General features: G+C 32.2%; 15 protein-coding genes and 1 pseudogene. 11 read left to right on the top strand and 5 right to left on the bottom strand.

What is annotated here, in order from left to right; translation table 11 throughout:
• Positions 1-406: 406 nt before the first annotated feature.
• Both AC2D8I_RS06740 and AC2D8I_RS06745 read right to left on the bottom strand, forming a co-directional pair.
• Positions 407-997, bottom strand: a complete 591-nt coding sequence (locus AC2D8I_RS06740) for a hypothetical protein (RefSeq protein ID WP_484705229.1) — start codon at positions 995-997, stop codon at positions 407-409.
• A gap of 278 nt (positions 998-1275) precedes the next feature.
• Entirely contained in the window at positions 1276-2631 is a 1356-nt protein-coding gene (locus tag AC2D8I_RS06745; RefSeq protein ID WP_484705230.1) for a DEAD/DEAH box helicase, read from the bottom strand.
• 148 nt (positions 2632-2779) lie between these two features.
• On the opposite strand from AC2D8I_RS06745, the gene AC2D8I_RS06750 reads away from it, so the two are divergent.
• The 9 genes from AC2D8I_RS06750 (at position 2780) to AC2D8I_RS06790 (ending at position 15222) form a co-directional block, all read left to right on the top strand.
• The gene (locus AC2D8I_RS06750; protein ID WP_484705231.1) at positions 2780-4072 is read left to right on the top strand and encodes an anthranilate synthase component I family protein; all 1293 of its coding nucleotides are present in this window, start codon (positions 2780-2782) and stop codon (positions 4070-4072) included.
• A 4-nt stretch (positions 4073-4076) separates the two neighbouring features.
• On the top strand, positions 4077-4898 hold the full coding sequence (locus AC2D8I_RS06755; RefSeq protein ID WP_484705232.1) for a lysophospholipase: 822 nt from the start codon (positions 4077-4079) through the stop codon (positions 4896-4898).
• A gap of 9 nt (positions 4899-4907) precedes the next feature.
• Entirely contained in the window at positions 4908-6221 is a 1314-nt protein-coding gene (gene tilS, locus AC2D8I_RS06760; RefSeq protein WP_484705233.1) for a tRNA lysidine(34) synthetase TilS, read from the top strand.
• A gap of 94 nt (positions 6222-6315) precedes the next feature.
• A complete protein-coding gene (locus tag AC2D8I_RS06765) occupies positions 6316-8295 on the top strand; it encodes a protein-disulfide reductase DsbD family protein (protein ID WP_484705234.1) in 1980 nt (659 codons plus the stop codon).
• Positions 8296-8400: 105 nt separating this feature from the next.
• Positions 8401-10023, top strand: a complete 1623-nt coding sequence (gene ade / locus AC2D8I_RS06770; protein ID WP_484705235.1) for an adenine deaminase — start codon at positions 8401-8403, stop codon at positions 10021-10023.
• A gap of 1 nt (position 10024) precedes the next feature.
• Positions 10025-10993 carry a YheT family hydrolase gene (locus AC2D8I_RS06775; RefSeq protein WP_484705236.1) on the top strand — a complete coding sequence of 323 codons (969 nt, stop codon included), beginning with the start codon at positions 10025-10027 and terminating at the stop codon, positions 10991-10993.
• 553 nt (positions 10994-11546) lie between these two features.
• The gene (locus tag AC2D8I_RS06780) at positions 11547-12788 is read left to right on the top strand and encodes a cation:proton antiporter domain-containing protein (RefSeq protein WP_484705237.1); all 1242 of its coding nucleotides are present in this window, start codon (positions 11547-11549) and stop codon (positions 12786-12788) included.
• Positions 12789-13101: 313 nt separating this feature from the next.
• The gene (locus AC2D8I_RS06785) at positions 13102-14640 is read left to right on the top strand and encodes a YifB family Mg chelatase-like AAA ATPase (protein ID WP_484705238.1); all 1539 of its coding nucleotides are present in this window, start codon (positions 13102-13104) and stop codon (positions 14638-14640) included.
• 117 nt (positions 14641-14757) lie between these two features.
• The gene (locus AC2D8I_RS06790; protein WP_484705239.1) at positions 14758-15222 is read left to right on the top strand and encodes a response regulator; all 465 of its coding nucleotides are present in this window, start codon (positions 14758-14760) and stop codon (positions 15220-15222) included.
• A 105-nt stretch (positions 15223-15327) separates the two neighbouring features.
• On the opposite strand, the gene AC2D8I_RS06795 is transcribed toward AC2D8I_RS06790, so the two are convergent.
• Complete coding sequence (locus AC2D8I_RS06795; RefSeq protein ID WP_484705240.1) at positions 15328-16779, bottom strand: TonB-dependent receptor; 1452 nt, start codon at positions 16777-16779, stop codon at positions 15328-15330.
• Positions 16780-16872: 93 nt separating this feature from the next.
• Here AC2D8I_RS06795 and AC2D8I_RS06800 point away from each other — a divergent pair, with 93 nt between their 5' ends.
• Entirely contained in the window at positions 16873-17634 is a 762-nt protein-coding gene (locus tag AC2D8I_RS06800) for an MBL fold metallo-hydrolase (protein ID WP_484705241.1), read from the top strand.
• Between the two features lie 112 nt (positions 17635-17746).
• Complete coding sequence (locus tag AC2D8I_RS06805) at positions 17747-18268, top strand: hydrolase (protein WP_484705242.1); 522 nt, start codon at positions 17747-17749, stop codon at positions 18266-18268.
• Between the two features lie 43 nt (positions 18269-18311).
• Here AC2D8I_RS06805 and AC2D8I_RS06810 read toward each other — a convergent pair whose 3' ends face one another.
• Complete coding sequence (locus tag AC2D8I_RS06810; RefSeq protein ID WP_484705243.1) at positions 18312-18899, bottom strand: alpha-ketoglutarate-dependent dioxygenase AlkB; 588 nt, start codon at positions 18897-18899, stop codon at positions 18312-18314.
• 62 nt (positions 18900-18961) lie between these two features.
• Positions 18962-19321, bottom strand: a pseudogene (locus AC2D8I_RS06815) (hypothetical protein); the annotation flags it as partial.
• Between the last annotated feature and the right edge of the window lie 39 nt (positions 19322-19360).

Below are 19360 nucleotides of genomic sequence, written 5' to 3' on the forward strand. Positions count from 1 at the left end.
AAACTGGTTGAAGGTCTCTTGATATTACCAGGAAGGCATATATCTGGATGGCTGTTTGACAGTTTATTTTATAAAGAAAAAAAAGATTCTAAATTGTCGTTTCTGCTGTAAAATTAACTTTTTAAGTTTAAAGAACCTACGTTTTTTTGCGTAAAATGATTTTTAAAATGTATTGTGTTTAGAATCATTTAATTATAATTTATAACGTTATAATTTAGGAGGGGCGTTTATTATTTTTTAGTAAATAAATGTTATTTGGTCTAATTTTTATGGGGCTTTAAACCCATTTGTTTTGTAAAAAAAAAAGACGAATGCAGACTATTTAGTAGCAGAATAGCACTATAATAATTAGGTTTGAGAGATGTCTTTAGTTAAGAAATAAAATAAAAATAACCTATTCCAAAATTTAAATTACATTAATTAAATCTTGTATGCGTAATCGCTTACTGTAATCATTATCATGTATATCGCGTATAAGGCATTGCGCATTTATAGTATTATTTTGGGCTTTTTTTATAAGGTATTCGGCAGGGACAGGGCCAAACTCTGTAGAGTGCTCTATGTAGAAATATTGGTGATTATAAATTAATGCTTTGGCTTTGCTAATGTATTTGTTATGAAGGTAGGTCGTAATATCTTCATAAGTATTAAAGGTAATATCACTTTTGCATTGGTTTATAAAAACGGCCAATTCATTTGAGTGTCTATCTATATCTAAGGTTAAAATATCTTCATCTCTAAAGGTTATTTTTATAACATTTATCTCTCCATTAGTTGTTATTCGAATGTAATTGGGATTAACATAATGCCATTGTGCTTCAGAAACAGTACCGTTATTAGTAGTGGTTAGTCTATTGTCGTTATGAAAAATATAAACAATTCTATTTTTTTTGATCTGATTTACCAAAATCCAATGTTGATCTATCAATAACTGTTTAACATCAGATTGCGGATTGTGTTGCTTTGTTTTATCAAGTAAATCGAATACGTTCTTCATATTAAAAATTAGTCTAAGTTTTTAGTTATACATTTTAGATCTTTTAAGATTAACATACTTTTAAATTCTCTAATAAGAAATAAGTACATGAAATGATATTGTAGGTATATTACATTAAGTAGTAATAAATATAATTAACTTACTAATAATCATGCACTATTTTATAAGAAATAATGAAAAAATAAATGATTTATTGTGTGAACTCGTGTTGTTTTATAGAAAAGGGCAGCTTAAAAAGATAATTAATATCTTTTTTGCTTAAAAAAGCAATGTAATGGTTATTTTTTCTTGTTTCGCTTGTTGTAATTTTTATCACCACGCGTTTTTGGTTTTTTGTATTTGGCAGCAATTTTAAACTTATAAGAACCGCCTAAGTTTTCTTTAGAGTTTTTTTCCGATTTTTCATGGAACGCGGCACCAGGGGCATCTTCATTCTTTTTTCGTTTTGTAGGATTGTTATGTTCTCGTATTTGCGGACGCTCTTCTTCTATAAGTTCGGTAGAAATTTCTACCGTTTCAGGAAAAGCGATAAGCGGAATATCCATCTGCATTAATTCTTGAATCGCCTGTAGTGCCTCTTGTTCTTTTTCGGTAGAGAACACCAAAGCATGTCCTTCGCGTTCTGCACGACCAGTTCTACCTATACGATGCATATAGTTTTCAGGATAATCAGGAGTATCAAAATTTATAACATGTGAAATATTATCAATGTCTAAACCTCTAGCCATTACATCCGTAGCAACTAAAATTCTATTAACCCCTTCTCTAAATTGCTCAATACTACGTAATCTGTAATTTTGAGTTTTATTAGAATGAATAACACATAATTCTTCTTTAAACTCTTCATCCAAACTCTCAAACAAACGATCGGCCATTTTTTTATAAGCTACAAAAATAAGGACCTTGTTGAAGGTTTCAGTATTATAAAGAAGATGCTTTAATAAATTTAACTTGGTGTAGAAGTTAGGCGTATTGTAGCGTTCTTGTTTAATGTTTTCCAAAGGTGTTCCAGAAGCAGCGATCGAAACTTTCTCAGGGTTAATAAAGAAATCAGTAATCAAGTCATCCACATCATGAGTCATTGTTGCCGAAAACATAATATTTTGTCTACGTTCTGGCAATATGTCAAAAATATTAATTAACTGGTGTCTAAACCCTAAATCCAACATCACATCAACTTCATCTATAACTAATTTTTGAATTGATTTTAACTGTAATACCCGACTTAAGGCCAAATCATATAATCGACCAGGCGTAGCAACCAGTATGTCTATACCTTTAGCTATGGCTTGTTTTTGGGTGTTAATATTAGTACCTCCATAAACCCCTAATACGCGATTATTTATGTATTGAGATAATTTTTCAATTTCATCAACAACCTGTACAACCAATTCACGAGTAGGCACCAAAATTAAGACTCTAGGGTTCTCCTGTTTAGAAAATTTTAAGTTTTTTAGAATGGGGAGCATATAGGCAAAGGTTTTACCAGTACCTGTTTGTGCTATACCAACCATATCCTTTCCGCTAGCAACAACATTATAGGCTTCTGCCTGGATAGGCGTAGGTGTCGTAAAGCCTAAATCATTAAGTGCGTTGTATAAAGGCGTGTTTAAATTTAAATCTTGAAAAGTCACAGTCTTAATTTATTAAGGGACAAAGATAAATTAATAAACCGATTGTTATCGCTTGTATGCCTAGTAATCTTTAAAATTCTAATTTTAGAAAGTTATAAGTTTTATATCAAGCATAAATTTCAGTACTTTGTGTGCAATTCTGAATATATTGAGAACACACCAAAATTACACTATAAAGGACATTGAACTATTCAAGCAAAATTTGTTGGCTTGGAGCACACAATTTGACGATGTGGTATGGTTAGATACTAATAACCATAAACAAGAGTACTCTAGTTACGATGCTATTTTAGCCGTTGATGCTTTTACATCCATTCAAACAGACTATTTTGATGCTTTTGAGAAATTAAAAGCCTATCAAAGTACTGCAAATGATTGGGTTTTTGGCTACCTTACTTACGATTTAAAAAACGATGTCGAAACATTAAAATCAAATAACTTTGATGGTTTAGAATTTCCTGATTTATATTTTTTTCAACCCAAAAGGTTGTTTTTTATTAAAGGAAATGAAGTTAAAACATCCTATTTAAAGACTGTTGATGATGAGCTAGAGCGGGATTTGGGAAACATTAATAATTATCAAAATAAAAAACAGGAAGCCGTAAGTGATTCAGTAAAAATAAAGCTTAGAATTCATAAAGACGACTATTTTGAAAAGGTAAATATAATGCTAGAGCACATTCATAGAGGCGATATCTATGAAGCCAATTTTTGTCAGGAGTTTTATGCCGAAAACACAACAATTAATCCCTTAGAGACTTATAATAAGCTAAATAAAATTTCTAAACCGCCATTCGCTACTTTTTTTAAAATGGGAGAAAAATACTTGCTGTCGGCAAGTCCAGAGCGCTATATTAAAAAAGAAAGACAAAAAATTATATCGCAACCTATAAAGGGAACCGCAAAACGATCAAAGCATAAAAATGAAGATAATGCATTAAAAACGCAATTACTTTTAGATGAAAAAGAACGCAGTGAGAATATAATGATAGTGGATCTGGTACGAAACGATTTATCGCATACAGCAGCAAAAGGAAGTGTAAAAGTAGAAGCGCTTTGTACGGTTTATAGTTTCGAACAAGTACATCAAATGGTTTCTACTGTGGTTTCAGAAATAGAAGAAAATACCAACCCTATAGAGGTTATTAAAACCACATTCCCAATGGGAAGTATGACCGGGGCTCCAAAAATTTCAGCAATGCAAATTATTGAGAAATTAGAAGAAACAAAGCGTGGAGTCTATTCAGGGACCATAGGCTATATCTCTCCAGAGGGTGATTTCGATTTTAATGTGGTTATTAGAAGTATTTTATATAATAACAAAAGGCAATATGTATCCTATTCGGTAGGAGGTGCTATAACAGCAAAGAGCGAGCCTTTTAAAGAATATGAAGAGTGCCTAATCAAGGCCAAGGCAATGCGAGAGGTTTTAGAGAATTAAATAGATGAAAAATACATTCAAATTTAAGTTATACGATACCGAATTGTTTGGGCAATACTGGACCCCTGAAGAAGAGGAAAAGGCTGTTATAGTATTGCTGCATGGAATGGGAGAGCATATGCTTAGGTATGAGCAATCGGTGATAACTTATTTACTTACATCGGGATTTGCTGTTGTGGCCTTCGATTTATATGGACACGGACAGAGTAAAGGTAAACGCGGGCATTGCCCTAGTTACAAAGCTCTTTTAGATGCTACCGATTATGTGGTACAAAAAGCAGGACAGTTATTTCCTGGGCAAGACATATTGCTTTATGGACACAGTTTAGGAGGAAATATAGCTATAAACTATACTTTAAAAGGAGATCGTGTATTGAAAGGTGTTATCGCTTCTAGTCCGTTTTTACGGTTAGCGTTTACCCCTCCAAAATGGAAATTAGTTTTAGGGAAACTATTATTAAGTGTTTTTCCTTCTATAACTTTGCCTAGCGAATTAGATATAGACGCTATTTCTAGAGATCCAAATGAAGTGAATCGTTATCGCAAAGATGCTTTAATTCATGATAAAATAAGCCCCATGTATTCCTTTCCTGTTTTCGAATCTGGGCAACGTGCCATTCAAGAGGCCAAAACATTACAAACTCCTATGCTCGTTTTACACGGTACAGGCGATAGAATTATTGACTATAAAGGCAGCCAAGAATTTTGCTATAATACCAACAAGGCACAGTTAGAATTGTATGAAAATGCTTATCATGAATTACATCATGATCTTTGTAAGGAAGAATTTATAAAAACCATCTTAAAATGGTTAGACAATGTGTAAATTAGCAGTATGATTACATTGTTCAAAAATCATATCGAAACAAAACTGAAGTTTTTAAAGCCTGCTAAAATTCTTATTGCCATTTCTGGAGGGGTAGATAGTGTGGTTTTAACCCATTTGTGCCATCAAACCAATCTAAATATAAGTTTAGCACATTGTAATTTTAACCTAAGAGGTTTAGAGAGTGATGGTGATGAAGCTTTTGTTTTAGCATTAGCAAAACAGTTAGATAGAGCTGTTTTTATTGAAAGTTTTGACACGAAAACATATGCCGAAACAGAAAAGTTATCCATACAAATGGCTGCCCGCGAATTGCGTTACCATTGGTTTCAAAAACTGGTAACAGAATTTGGTTTTGATTATGTTTTAACAGGACACCATTTAAGCGATAATTTAGAAACGTTTTTAATTAATCTTACCAGAGGGACAGGCCTGGAAGGGTTAACAGGTATTCCCGAAATAAATAAGAACATTGTAAGACCCATGTTGCCCTTTTCTAGAGAAACCATAATAGATTATGCAAAGAGTCATGACCTAAAATGGCGAGCCGATAGTAGTAATGCATCCACAAAATACTTACGAAATAAATTGCGTCACGATGTTATTCCTGTTTTAAAACAAATGAATCCGCAGGTATTGGATAGTTTTAAAAAAACATTAGATAATTTACAAGAGGTAGAAAGTTTTGTAAACGAGAGTATCGATGCATTTTTAAAAAGAGCAATCAAAAAAAAAGAAGCCCATACAGTTACCTATTATATTTCGGAGTTTCAAAAATTAAAACACCCTAAAGTTTATCTGTTTAAAATCTTTAAGAATTATGGCTTTTCAGCCTTTAATGATATTTATAATTTGCTGTATGCCCAATCTGGTAAGCAAGTATTTTCGGAGCACTACAGATTACTTAAAGATAGAGACTGCTTGATTTTAACTAGAAGAACTCCAAGTGATGCTAAAATAATAACGGTTTTAGAAGCGGATAAAAAAATAAAAATAACGCAAGGTTTGCTTTTCTTTAAAACAGTAGATACTGCTTTTAAAAGTAATAAGAATGAAATATTTGTAGACAAGGAAAAACTACAATTCCCATTAGAAATTAGACATTGGAAGCCTGGAGATCTCTTTTACCCTATAGGAATGCAAGGGAAAAAGAAATTGAGTAAATTTTTTAAAGATGAGAAATTATCCTTGTTAGATAAAGAAAAATGTCTGTTATTGTGTTCTAATAATGAAGTGGTTTGGATCATTAATTACCGCGCAGATAATCGTTTTAAAGTGACCCAAAAAACCAACAAAATTTTAAAAATTACGACGGAAAATTAAAGCGTAGCATGTTTGTAAATAATAACATTAATTAACATCATGCTATTAAGTAATACGTTTATTTTGCGTCTACTAAATAAACCTTAATTATAAAATGAAGCAAATACTAACTTCTCTAATTATTTTATTTTCAATTTTAACTGTAAAAGCGCAGATTTTAGAACCTGTAAAATGGAGTACATCTATTGAGAAGAAATCTGATACTGAGATAGACTTAATTATAAAAGCCACTATAGATGATGGTTGGCATCTCTATTCTCAAAATGTTCCAGAAGACGGACCAGTGCCAACAAGCTTTACGTTTAGTGCGTCTAATAAGCACGAATTGATAGGCGAAACTATAGAAGAAGATGGGCATACTGTTGATGATCCCGTTTTTGATATGAAAATAAAATATTTCTCTGATAGCGTAGAATTTAGGCAAACCATAAAACTATTAGATAAAAACCTTACAAAGATAGAAGGTGAAGTCTTTTTTATGGTTTGTGACGACACCAGATGCTTGCCTCCAACGGAAGAAAGCTTTGAGTTTATAATATCATCTCAAAAAAAAGGGGAAATAGAAAATAAGCAGAAAAAAGAAACGATTTTAAAAGACAATAGTACTGAAAAAAAAGAAAATAATACATCAAACAAAGGTATTTGGGGTGTTTTCTTTATAGCATTTTTGTCTGGATTTGCAGCTTTACTAACACCATGTGTATTCCCTATGATACCAATGACTGTAAGTTTTTTTACAAAACAAAGTAAAACTAAAGCAATAGGAATAAAAAATGCTATAATCTATGGGGGATGTATTATTGTTATTTATGTATTATTAGGAAGTGCCGTAACAGCAATTTTTGGAGCAGATGCTTTAAATGCTTTGGCTACAAATGTCTGGTTTAACATTGTGTTTTTCTTGCTTTTGGTAGTTTTTGCATTTTCATTTTTAGGAGCATTTGAAATAATGCTTCCAAATTCGTGGGCCAATAAAGTGGACTCAAAGGCAAATAAGGGTGGGTTAATAGGTATCTTTTTTATGGCTCTAGCTTTGGCTATAGTGTCCTTTTCATGTACAGGGCCTATAGTAGGAACTTTACTTGTGGAAGCTGCTTCCAAAGGAGGTTTAGCACCTATTATTGGAATGCTTGGGTTTTCTTTAGCTATAGCGTTACCATTTGCTTTATTTGCAGCGTTCCCAGGCTGGTTAAATTCATTACCAAAATCTGGAGGCTGGTTAAACACGGTAAAAGTTGTATTAGGGTTCTTAGAATTAGCATTAGCATTTAAATTCCTTTCACAAGCAGATCTAGTATTACAATTGCATTTATTAGAAAGAGAAGTGTTTTTAGCAATTTGGATAGCAATTTTTGGAACATTAGCGTTGTACTTATTTGGAAAAATTCAATTACCTCATGATTCACCATTGTCTCATATTTCTGTAGGGCGGTTAAGCTTGGGATTATTAGTGCTTTCATTTACTATTTATATGATTCCAGGGCTTTGGGGAGCGCCATTGAATTTAATCAGTGCATTTCCACCTCCACAACATTATAGTGAGTCGCCGTACGGTGTTGGGTATACCAAAATTGGAGATGGAAATACCGCGACCTCAAATCATAGAGGTTTGCCTGAAGGGGCGCATTTAATGGCTCCATATGATATTCTTGCTTTTAATGATTATGATAAAGGCTTAGCTTACGCAAAGAAAATTGATAAGCCAATAATGTTAGATTTTACAGGGCATGCTTGTGTTAATTGTAGAAAAATGGAACAAAATGTTTGGGTAAAACCAAATATCTTAGACATTTTAAAGAATGATGTTGTTTTAATTTCATTGTATGTGGATGATCAACGTAAATTAAAGGATGACGAGATCGTTGAGTCTAAATTAAAACCAGGAAAGAAACTCAAGTACATCGGACAAAAGTGGAGTGAATTACAAGGGCTAAAGTATAAAACAAATTCACAGCCGTTTTATGTGTTGATGAATCAAGATGAAGAAAACTTAATAGCCCCAACAGCTTATACTCCAAATGCAGACGAGTATTATAATTGGTTAAAAACAGGTTTAGAAAATTTTAAGAAGTAATAGTATTTATATCTTTAAAAATTAAAAAGCGAGAACAGATAATGTTCTCGCTTTTTTTATAGGAATACACTAGTTTTGTAAAGAATTTAAAATCATTTTTTAAGAATGAAGTTACAAGGACAAATAGTAGATATACAAAATAAACGCATATATAAAGGAGAAGTTGAAATAGCAGCAGGGAAGATCGTTTCTATTGTAGAAAAAGAGCATCATGTGAACCATTACATTTTGCCTGGTTTTGTAGATGCTCATATTCATATCGAGAGTTCTATGTTGGTGCCCAGTGAATTCGCTAAGCTAGCGGTAAAGCATGGAACAATAGCAACAGTTTCAGATCCACATGAAATCGCAAATGTATTGGGAGTTCCTGGTGTTGAGTTTATGATAAATAATGGAAAAAAAACACCCTTTAAATTTAACTTTGGTGCTCCATCTTGTGTGCCAGCCACAAGTTTTGAATCTGCAGGAGCAGTTATAAATTCTGACGACATAAAAGCTTTAATGGCTAATCCAGATATAAAGTATTTGGCAGAAATGATGAATTATCCAGGGGTGCTATTTGATGATGCAGAAGTGCTTAAAAAAATAGCTTGGGCAAAACATTATGGAAAACCTATAGATGGTCACGCCCCTGGATTAAGAGGAGATGATGTAACAAAATATATTTCAGCAGGAATAACTACAGATCATGAATGTTTTACTTATGATGAGGCTCTAGAAAAACTGCAAAAAGGAATGAAGGTGATTATTAGAGAAGGGAGTGCTGCCAAAAACTTCAACGCGCTTATAGATTTGTTGCCCGAACATTATGAAAATATGATGTTTTGTAGCGACGATAAACATCCCGATGATTTAATGCTTAGTCATATTAATGCATTATGTGCGAGAGCCGTAGCAAAAGGAATGGACATTTTTAAGGTTTTACAAATGGCCTGTGTAAATCCTGTAAAACACTATAATCTAGATGTTGGTCTACTAAATGTTGGAGATGAGGCCGATTGTATAATAGTTGAAGATTTGACAAGCTTTAACGTTATTCAAACGTATATAAATGGCGCTTTAATTTTTAATAATGGAAAGGCTTTGATTGAAGATGTTGTTTTTGATAATTTGAATAATTTTAATACGAGTTCTAAAAAAAATAATGATTTCAGAGTTGAATCTTCAGCAGAGAAAATAAGGGTTATTGAGTGCTTGGATGGCGAATTGGTAACCAATGAAATTATAGCTGAAGCTATGATTAATAATGGTAATTTGGTTTCCAACATAGAAACCGATATTTTAAAAATGACAGTAGTCAATCGCTATCAAGATCAAAAACCAGCGCTAGCGTTTATAAAAAACTTTGGATTAAAAAGGGGAGCGATAGCCAGTTCTGTGGGGCATGATTCACATAATATTATTGCTGTTGGCGTGGATGATGAATCCATTTGCAAGGCTGTAAATGCGATTATAGAAGCCAAAGGTGGCATTTGTGCTGTAAACAATTTGGAAACAATGACGGTGCCATTACCCGTAGCTGGAATAATGAGCGATAAGGATGGTGAAACCATAGGTAAAGCCTATGCAAGATTAGATAAAATGGCAAAGGAAATGGGCTGTACTTTAAATGCCCCTTATATGTCATTATCTTTTATGGCTTTGTTAGTTATACCATCATTAAAATTGAGTGATAAAGGTCTTTTTAATGGTAAGGATTTTAAATTCACAAATTTAGAAGTAAACTAATATGCCAATATTAGAATCCCAATATAACCCGCCTTATTTTTTTAAAAGTAGCCATTTTTCAACACTATATTCAGGGCTGTTTAGAACGGTTGATGGGGTGACTCAAGAAAGAGAACGAATTCTTTTAAGTGATAAGGATTTTTTAGACTTGGATTGGAGTTTCGCAAAGGAAAATTCTAAAAAATTAATTATAATACTCCATGGGCTGGAAGGTAACGCACAACGGCATTATACATTAGGTGTTGCAAAGCTTTTTAATGCACATAATATAAATGCAGTTTGTGTTAATTTTAGAGGGTGTAGTGGGGAAGACAACAAAATGTATCGTTCATATCATTCTGGAGCAACTGAAGATTTAAAGGCGGTTATAGATCATGTTATTAAGCATAAAGAATATGATCAAATTTATCTTAATGGTTTTAGTCTCGGTGGTAATATAATCTTGAAATATCTTGGGGAGCAAAAGGACATTCCAGATCAAATAAAAGCAGCGGTAACGGTTTCTGTTCCTGTATGGTTAAAAGGTGCAATGCTGCAATTGCATACTCTTAAAAATGTGCTGTATGCCTATAAGTTTAAAAAAAGCTTATTGGAAAAACTTAAACGCAAGCAAGAACATTTTCCGGAATTACTTCTGAAAAAAGACATCAAACGAATTAAGAATCTGAAAAACTTTGACGATATTTATACAGCTAAGGCGCATGGTTTTATAGATGCTTACGATTATTATGAGAAAAGTAGTAGTCTTCAGTTTTTAGATAACATAACAATCCCCACATTAATTATTAATGCACGTAATGATTCATTTTTGTCGCCAGAATGTTTTCCTGTAAAAGAAGCAGAATCTAATTGTAATTTATATTTAGAAATGCCAAAATATGGCGGTCACGTTGGTTTCTACGATAAGAATAACCAATATTATAATGAGAGGAGAACGCTAGAATTTATAAAAGAAAAAAAGCTTCAATAAAGTGTACACAAACGAGATTTAGCTATGTTAAATATGTAGTATTTAAAATGCTACCATTAGATTTAAAGGTTAAACGATAGATTTTTTTAGGTTTTAAACCAGATTTATAGTTTACTTTATTATATTTATATAAATATCCAATCGTTTAAATACAAGTTAGTTACCAAAAGAGCGTGTGTTAATATGAATAAACAGAAGCGCTGTTTATTTTTAATAATTAAATAGTATGCATTTTTTTGATAGTATATAAAACCTTCCCTAAAGTTATTTAAATATGTATTGTCGTCAATCAAACAAGTATAGCGATAACAAATTTATACTGTAGTTTTTAACGTCCTGAGCATAAAATATGCATAGTGATTTATATATGAATTGAATCGTTATTAATAATAAGAAATAATGTTATTCTAAAGGGGGATTTAGAAGTAAAGAATAATGTCTCTAAAAAAGGATGCTTAGGTCACGCCCTTTTTATAACGATATAGATTTTATGACTCTATTATTTTAAGTCATTCTCTAATTATTATCATAATTAATTTAATACAAAGATAAAATGAGTGCATTATTATTTAATACTATTTTTCTTGCAGCCCCTTCTTTAGTAGATCCTGTAATTATTTTAGTAGCCATAGTGGCAGTGATTGTTATTTTCATAAGCTTTATATTAAATAAATTTAATATAACTTATATTGTTGGCTATATAATTGCAGGAGTCCTTTTAGGAAAGCATGGTTTTACAATAATTGATGATAAAGACACGATTTATCTTTTAGGCGAATTAGGAATCATTTTGCTGCTATTCTTTATAGGAATGGAGATTAATTTAATTGATTTTGTTAAACGCTGGAAAGTTGCCGTGCTGGGTACAGTAGCACAAATAGGATTTAGTGTGCTTTTAATATTGGGGATTAGTCGTTTTATGGAGTGGGATTTTGCAAGGTCAGTCGTTATTGGTTTTGTTATCGCGCTTAGTAGTTCTGCGGTAGTCATTAAACTATTGCAAGATAAAAATTTGATTGATACTCAAATTGGTAAAAATGTATTTAGTGTATTGTTGGCACAAGATGTATTATTAGTACCCTTGCTCATTATAATATCACAATTGGGAGGGGAATCGGCTTCAATGGAAAGTGTGTTGTTAATGATTGCTGGGGCTGTACTTATTGTTGGAGTTCTTGTTTATATTTATATTAAAGGTGCCATAAAAATGCCTTTTGGGAGTCTGTTTTCTAAAGATCATGAGCTGCAGGTTTTTAGTGCGATATTGTTGTGTTTTGGAGGAGCATTGTTTACCATACTTTTTGGCCTTTCAGCAGCGTTAGGAGCCTTTGTAGGTGGTATGATTATTAATGCCTCTAAAGACTCTGGATGGATACACAATACCTTGCATTCTTTTAGAGTGCTTTTTGTGTCTTTATTTTTTATTAGTGTAGGATTACAAATAGATATTAACTTTATAGTAGAAAATGTAACAGGAATACTTATTGTTATGGTGTTTGTGTATTTAACGAATCATTTTTTAAATACGATCGTGCTTCGCATCTTTTCTACTAATTGGAAGGAGGCAATAATTGGAGGGGCGTTCCTAGCTCAAATAGGGGAGCTTAGTTTTTTATTAAGTTCCTCTGCGCTAAGTTTAGGTATTATAGAAGAATATGGTTATAAATTTACCATAAGTTTGATCTCATTAACACTTATTATTAGTCCTTTTTGGATTAAAATTACAGAGCAAATTGTTGCAATGACTACAAGAAAAAAAGAAACAGGGAATACTAGCATTACAGAGAAGAAATAGAAGGAAAGTGGAGGATAGCAGCTATTAAGCTTTAAAAAGAGATAGTACTGACTTTATAGTTGAAACTTCGCTGTAATCTTACATCGTAATTTGAGAGGTGCTAAATACTATGTTAATTAAACGCTACCAACTCGTTTTTATTTACCGCTACCAGTTGTAATAGAGCTACGTCTTAGAATATCAACTGTTGAAAAAAAAATATAAAATAATAAGTCATTTTAATTATAAACACTAACTAAACAAGAAAATTCACCTCTTAAAAGGTTTTTTGTTACAATCATTTTTCCTACTTTTAAGGAAATCAAATTATTGTATGCTCAAAAAGGTCTTTGGAAGTGCTGTTTTTGGTGTAGAAGCAACCACCATAATAGTAGAAGTGAATGTCGACTCAGGGATTGGGTATCACCTCGTAGGACTTCCAGATAATGCCATAAAAGAAAGTAATTACCGTATAGCAGCAGCATTACAAAATAATGGGTATAAAATTCCAGGAAAAAAGATTACCATAAATATGGCACCTGCCGATTTGCGAAAGGAGGGGAGTGCCTACGATTTGACTTTAGCCATTGGTATATTGGTGGCTTCTAAACAAATACAAGCTGAACGTTTGGAAGACTATCTTATTATGGGGGAATTGTCTTTAGATGGTAGTCTACAACCAATTAAAGGTGCTTTACCTATAGCTATAAAAGCTTTAGAGGAAGATTTTAAAGGTTTTATATTGCCGAGTCAAAACGCCAAGGAAGCTGCTATAGTAAGTGGGTTAGAGGTTTATGGAGTAGATAACATAAAGCAGGTTATCGATTTTTTTAATAAAAGAAGTACCTTAACGCAAACGGTAATAAATACGAAGGAAGAATTTTCTAAAAGTTTGAACTTTCCAGAATTTGATTTTAGTGATGTAAAAGGACAAGAGAGTATTAAGCGTTGTATGGAAATTGCAGCTGCAGGCGGGCATAATATTATTTTAATAGGACCTCCAGGAGCAGGAAAAACAATGCTAGCTAAACGACTACCAAGTATTTTGCCACCTATGACTTTAAATGAAGCTTTAGAAACAACAAAAATACATAGCGTTGTAGGGCGTCTAAAGTCCAATGCGGGTATTATGGCTCAACGCCCATTTAGAAGCCCTCACCATACAATTTCTAATGTAGCTCTGGTTGGTGGCGGTAGCTACCCGCAACCAGGAGAAATTTCATTGTCTCATAACGGTGTTTTGTTTTTAGATGAATTACCAGAATTTAAACGTGAAGTATTAGAAGTAATGCGACAACCTTTAGAAGACCGTGAGGTCACTATTTCTAGAGCAAAATTTACGGTGACCTATCCATCATCATTTATGCTTGTGGCCAGTATGAATCCTAGTCCAAGCGGGTATTTTAATGATCCCAGTTCTCCAATAACCTCTAGTCCGGCAGAAATGCAACGCTATTTAAGTAAGGTGTCTGGACCTTTATTAGATCGAATAGATATTCATATAGAAGTCACGCCAGTGCCTTTTGAGAAGTTAAGTGATAACCAAAAGGCAGAGTCTTCTGTAGCTATTAGAAAACGTGTAACAAGAGCAAGGGAAATACAATCTCAACGATTTATAGCATCTAAAACGGTGCATTATAATGCACAAATGAATACAAAGCAGATAAGAACATGCTGTAAATTAGATAACGCTTCTATGTCGCTTTTAAAAACAGCTATGGAAAGATTAAATCTGTCTGCAAGAGCATACGACCGTATTTTAAAAGTGTCGAGAACCATAGCAGATTTAGAAGGAGAGGATCAGATTCAAGGGATGCATATTAGTGAAGCGATACAATACCGTAGTTTGGATCGTGAAGGTTGGTTAGGATAGACAGTATTTCTTTTAGGTAACTAATTAAAGATTGCTTAAAGCGTATTGAAAGAAAAATAAAATTTAAAATAAAGAGAGGTAGGTGTGTGACACTTATCAATAAATTATAATTAGAAAATGAAAATAAAAAAGAACCCCATTAAACTAGCTGTTGTAGATGAAGATGTGCTAGTATCCTACTTATTAAGCGATTACTTTGAAAGGTCTAATCATATAGATGTTATGTGTATTGCCAATACTGAAGCTCATTTTTTTAAATATATGGACAATACAACAGTTTTACCAGATGTTGTTTTGTTGGATGTAAATGTAAATAGCAATGATTTAGGATTGAGTATATTACGTAAAATTTCAAAGTACAATAGTGCTTTAAAAATAATTGTGATGTCAAGTACGTATAATGAATCACTTATGATGCAAATATTAAGACTGAATTGTAATGCATACCTTTCTAAAGATATAAATCCAGAAGAATTATCTAGAGTTATAGAAGCGGTTTATAAAAACGGACATTATTTTAATGGAGATCAAATTAAATATTTACGTAGGGAAATATCTGCCAATAATATAGAATGTGTTTAAATATAATGAAGTAATAGGAATAAAGCCTTAATACTTAATTAGATTAAAAAGAATATAAAAGTGCCTCAAAATTACCATTGAAGCACTATTGTTTTGGTATGCTTTTTATTTATGAGAGACTTCTTCTGTTTCGTAACCAAATAGCGATTGTTCCATAATTAGATCGGCAACTCCTTTAGGGAGCATTTTTTGCCATCCATCTTCATTATTAGAAATCATTTTAAGGACTTTACGAGAGAAAACACTTAAGGTAGAAGGGTCAATATCTGCGATATCTACAACCTTACCGTTATATTTGAAGAATTTATACAATTCCTTCATTCTAGGGTGTACTTTTAAATTGTCGCTCGTGGTATATTCTCCATTGTTATTCTCCATAGGATAAAGGTAAACACGTAAATCTTTGAAAAATAATTTTCCAAAAGCCTCTAAAATACCACCACTTAAATGGCGATAATATTTTTCATCGAAAATATCTACAAGATTGTTCACACCCATTGCTAGTCCCATTCTAGCCTTAGAATACAAAGAGAAATATTCTACAAGTCTATAATACTCCTGGAAATTGGAAATTAAAACGGTTTGACCTAAAGAGCAAAGTAAACGTGCACGATCCATAAAATCTTGCTCATCAATTTCCCCTTCTGCTCGTAAGTTAGATAATGTGATTTCGAAGATAACCTGAGTTTTTGTTTCATCCACCTTGTTTTCTTTAATAAACATGTCATAAGATTTCTTATACATATCCATATTTACCTTGGTAACAGGTCTAAAACTACCGCGAAGTGCCAGTATATTCTTTTTATATAAAACTCTTGCTGGTAAAACATTATTACCATCAGGTGCAAACATTATAGCATCTGTCATTTCATTTTTAACAAGTTGTAAACTCATTAAACGATTGTCAACATTAGCAAAAATAGGACCAGAGAAATTAATTGTATCAATTTCTAATTGATCTTTGTCTAAATGGTCATATAGATACCGGAGTAATTTTTTAGGTTCTTTATATTTATAAAAAGCACCGTAAACAAGATTTGTTCCTAATTTACCTAATGTTTCTTGCTGTAAGCGGGCATCATTCTCTCTAAAGCGAATGTGTAAAACAATTTCATTATATTCTTCTTGGTCGGCTTCTACTTGATACTTTATACCAACCCAACCATGGCCTTTAAATTTTTTGGCGAAATCAATTGTGGCTACTGTATTAGCATAGCTAAAAAATATTTTATTAGGGTGCTTGTCTCGCGTAATACGCTGCTCCATAAGACTCATCTCATGATCCAACATTTTACGTAATCGAGATTCTGTAACATAGCGTTTGTCCGATTCTATACCATAAACAGCATCACTAAAGTCTTTATCATAAGCAGACATTGCTTTCGCAATAGTTCCTGATGCACCACCAGCTCTAAAAAACTGACGTACTGTTTCTTGACCAGCTCCAATTTCTGAAAATGTTCCGTAGATATTTTCGTTTAGATTAATCCGTAAGGCTTTATCTTTTAATGAAGGGATGCTTTCAATGTTCTTGTCTCCTTTTAGCTTGATTTTCATAGTGCAATAGGCAATAGTTTACTCTTACAAAGGTATCAAATTACTATAGTAAACAAAAAAAATAATCTATTTTTGTGAGAAAACATCTAACTTTTGAAAATAACTTTTTTAGGCACAGGAACTTCTCAAGGCATTCCAGTTATAGGAAGCAATCATCCCGTTTGTTTAAGTGAAAACTTAAAAGATAAACGGCTTCGTGTTTCTGTTTTAATAGAATGGGAGGATTATAGCTATATAATTGATTGCGGCCCAGATTTTAGGCAACAAATGCTTCGTGAGAAATGTGATAAAATTGATGGCATTTTATTTACACATGAACATGCCGATCATACTGCAGGGTTAGACGACATTAGACCGTTCTTCTTTAAGCAAGGCGACATTCCTATTTACGCTCATAAGCGTGTTTTAAAAGAGTTACAAAAACGTTTTGATTATATTTTTACTACAGAAAATAAGTATCCTGGTGCTCCAAGTGTTATTCAAAATGAGATTAAAAATAAGGCCTTTAAGTTAAAAAAAATGGAGGTTATTCCTATAGAAGGTTTTCATAATAAACTTCAGGTTTTCGGATTTAGATTCCATAATTTGGCTTACTTAACAGACATGAAAACTATTGCCGAAACCGAGTTGCAGAAATTAAAAGGGTTGGACGTATTAATACTTAATGCATTAAGAGAAGAAGAACATATTTCACATTTTAATTTAGAAGAAGCATTGGCGGTTATTTCTAAACTAAAACCCAAGCGGGCTTATTTAACCCACATAAGTCATATGTTGGGCTTTCATGATGAAGTACAACAAAAACTTCCTGAAAATGTTTTTTTAGCGTATGACAGATTAACCTTAAAAGTGTGATTTTTTAGAGTCTTTTTCTTTTTATCTATTGTTTTTTTATAATCTACTTATAGATTATTTATATTTACCGCTTATTATTAATTATTAAAAATTACTCCCAAAATATTGTTTTATGAAGAATAGAATTTTCATGTATCTGTTTATTTTTTCACTACTGCTTCTATTATTTCAGTTTATGAATTCTAAAAGTATTTTTGATGACAGTAATAAAAAAGTGGCTAATTATAAAGAGAAAATAACTAATTATAAAGCGCAAATTAAAACGCTGAATGATTCCATAATAGTTTTAAATGATAAGATCGATGAATTGTCTTTGTTTTCTATAGACGGAAATGAACCAGCAATTACTTATTTTTTGAGCGAAGGCTATAGAGTTGATGATTTATTGCCTATTGTTAAAGATGAATTATATGCACTTAATGAGGCCAACGGACAACACCCATTAGTACCCTATGCCTCTAGTGAAGGTAATCGAATGCAAATTAATAGTTTAAGAATTATTAACCACAAATGGATTTTAGCAGATTTTACAGACGGTCAATTTAGTGGAGAAATGTTTATTAACTACGAGTTAAATGATAAAAAAGAACTTAAATTTAGAGTGTTAGACTCCTTTTTATATCCGCTGGAATAAAGAATTATTCTTTAATTATGAAAAGCTAAATCTAGTGTGTTTTTTATTGAAAACCAAGTTCTCTAAACGTGATGTTTATTCTTCCATTTTTATACTTAGGATTTTTAGGTAAGCTATGCATATACCTATTTTGACAATGTGCTCCCATAATTAATAAACTTCCATTGGTTAAGGCTAAGGAGTATTCTTTTTGAGTCTCATTATTTCTAAATCGGAATTCCCGAACTTCACCAAGGCTAATAGAAGGTAAAATAGTATTGTAACCAGATGTTTGTTGATCGAAATGATACGGCGCAAAATAATTACCATCAGGATAGTAAAGACACATAGCAAGATCAAATTTTTTATTTAATAGCTGTTCAACTTTAGTTTTTAATTTAGCCATTACTCCAGACCAAATATAGATTTTTCCATCAAGGCTTTTGGGGTGACTCTTTGCCAGTAAAAGTCTTTCTGTTGTAAATAATATTTTAAAACTATCGGTGACTAGTTTTTTGTTATTATGTTCAATAATTAAACGCGATGTGTTTATATGGTATTCGTTAATTAATGTAGTGTATAGCTCTGAAGCTTCTTCTTTGCTTAAAAAATTATCGAGATACTTAACAGAACAATTAAGCGGTAGATTCATAGCGGATGGTTAGTGTTTTTGAATACGAAATGTAATTAAATAAAGTGAAGGAGCAAGGAGATTTAGTTGTTTCCTTTTCTTAATAACACCTGCCTATATCCAGTTCGCTTAATAATTATGTGTTGTTTTGGGTAACGCTGTGTGTAAAACATAATAATATTGTCTTTTAAATTATAGAAAGAACGTTCTTTAGGAATGTGTTTTAAATAACGAACTTTAGCTTTTGCCATGGTATATAAACTTTTAATGAAGGCTTTATTTGTAATTAATGGTTCATAGAAGACGTTAATTTTATCACTCTCAAGATTTTCTTTTGTTAAAGAAAAGGTAATAATATTATTTACATTAAGCTTGATTTCCATTTTTCTGGCTATAAATAAAGTTTTTCTAATAGTATCGATACCGATTAAATCAACTTGGAGGAGAGGTTTTGTATAATTTTAAAATGCTACTTGTTTTAC

The organism is Lacinutrix sp. YIN62 (genome assembly GCF_057219185.1).

Coding starts and splice junctions, on each gene's coding strand:
- AC2D8I_RS06740 (WP_484705229.1), bottom strand. CDS start 997: ATGAAGAACGTATTCGATTTACTTGATAAAACAAAGCAACACAATCCG.
- AC2D8I_RS06755 (WP_484705232.1), top strand. CDS start 4,077: ATGAAAAATACATTCAAATTTAAGTTATACGATACCGAATTGTTTGGG.
- tilS (WP_484705233.1), top strand. CDS start 4,908: ATGATTACATTGTTCAAAAATCATATCGAAACAAAACTGAAGTTTTTA.
- AC2D8I_RS06765 (WP_484705234.1), top strand. CDS start 6,316: ATGAAGCAAATACTAACTTCTCTAATTATTTTATTTTCAATTTTAACT.
- ade (WP_484705235.1), top strand. CDS start 8,401: ATGAAGTTACAAGGACAAATAGTAGATATACAAAATAAACGCATATAT.
- AC2D8I_RS06775 (WP_484705236.1), top strand. CDS start 10,025: ATGCCAATATTAGAATCCCAATATAACCCGCCTTATTTTTTTAAAAGT.
- AC2D8I_RS06780 (WP_484705237.1), top strand. CDS start 11,547: ATGAGTGCATTATTATTTAATACTATTTTTCTTGCAGCCCCTTCTTTA.
- AC2D8I_RS06785 (WP_484705238.1), top strand. CDS start 13,102: ATGCTCAAAAAGGTCTTTGGAAGTGCTGTTTTTGGTGTAGAAGCAACC.
- AC2D8I_RS06790 (WP_484705239.1), top strand. CDS start 14,758: ATGAAAATAAAAAAGAACCCCATTAAACTAGCTGTTGTAGATGAAGAT.
- AC2D8I_RS06795 (WP_484705240.1), bottom strand. CDS start 16,779: ATGAAAATCAAGCTAAAAGGAGACAAGAACATTGAAAGCATCCCTTCA.
- AC2D8I_RS06805 (WP_484705242.1), top strand. CDS start 17,747: ATGAAGAATAGAATTTTCATGTATCTGTTTATTTTTTCACTACTGCTT.
- AC2D8I_RS06810 (WP_484705243.1), bottom strand. CDS start 18,899: ATGAATCTACCGCTTAATTGTTCTGTTAAGTATCTCGATAATTTTTTA.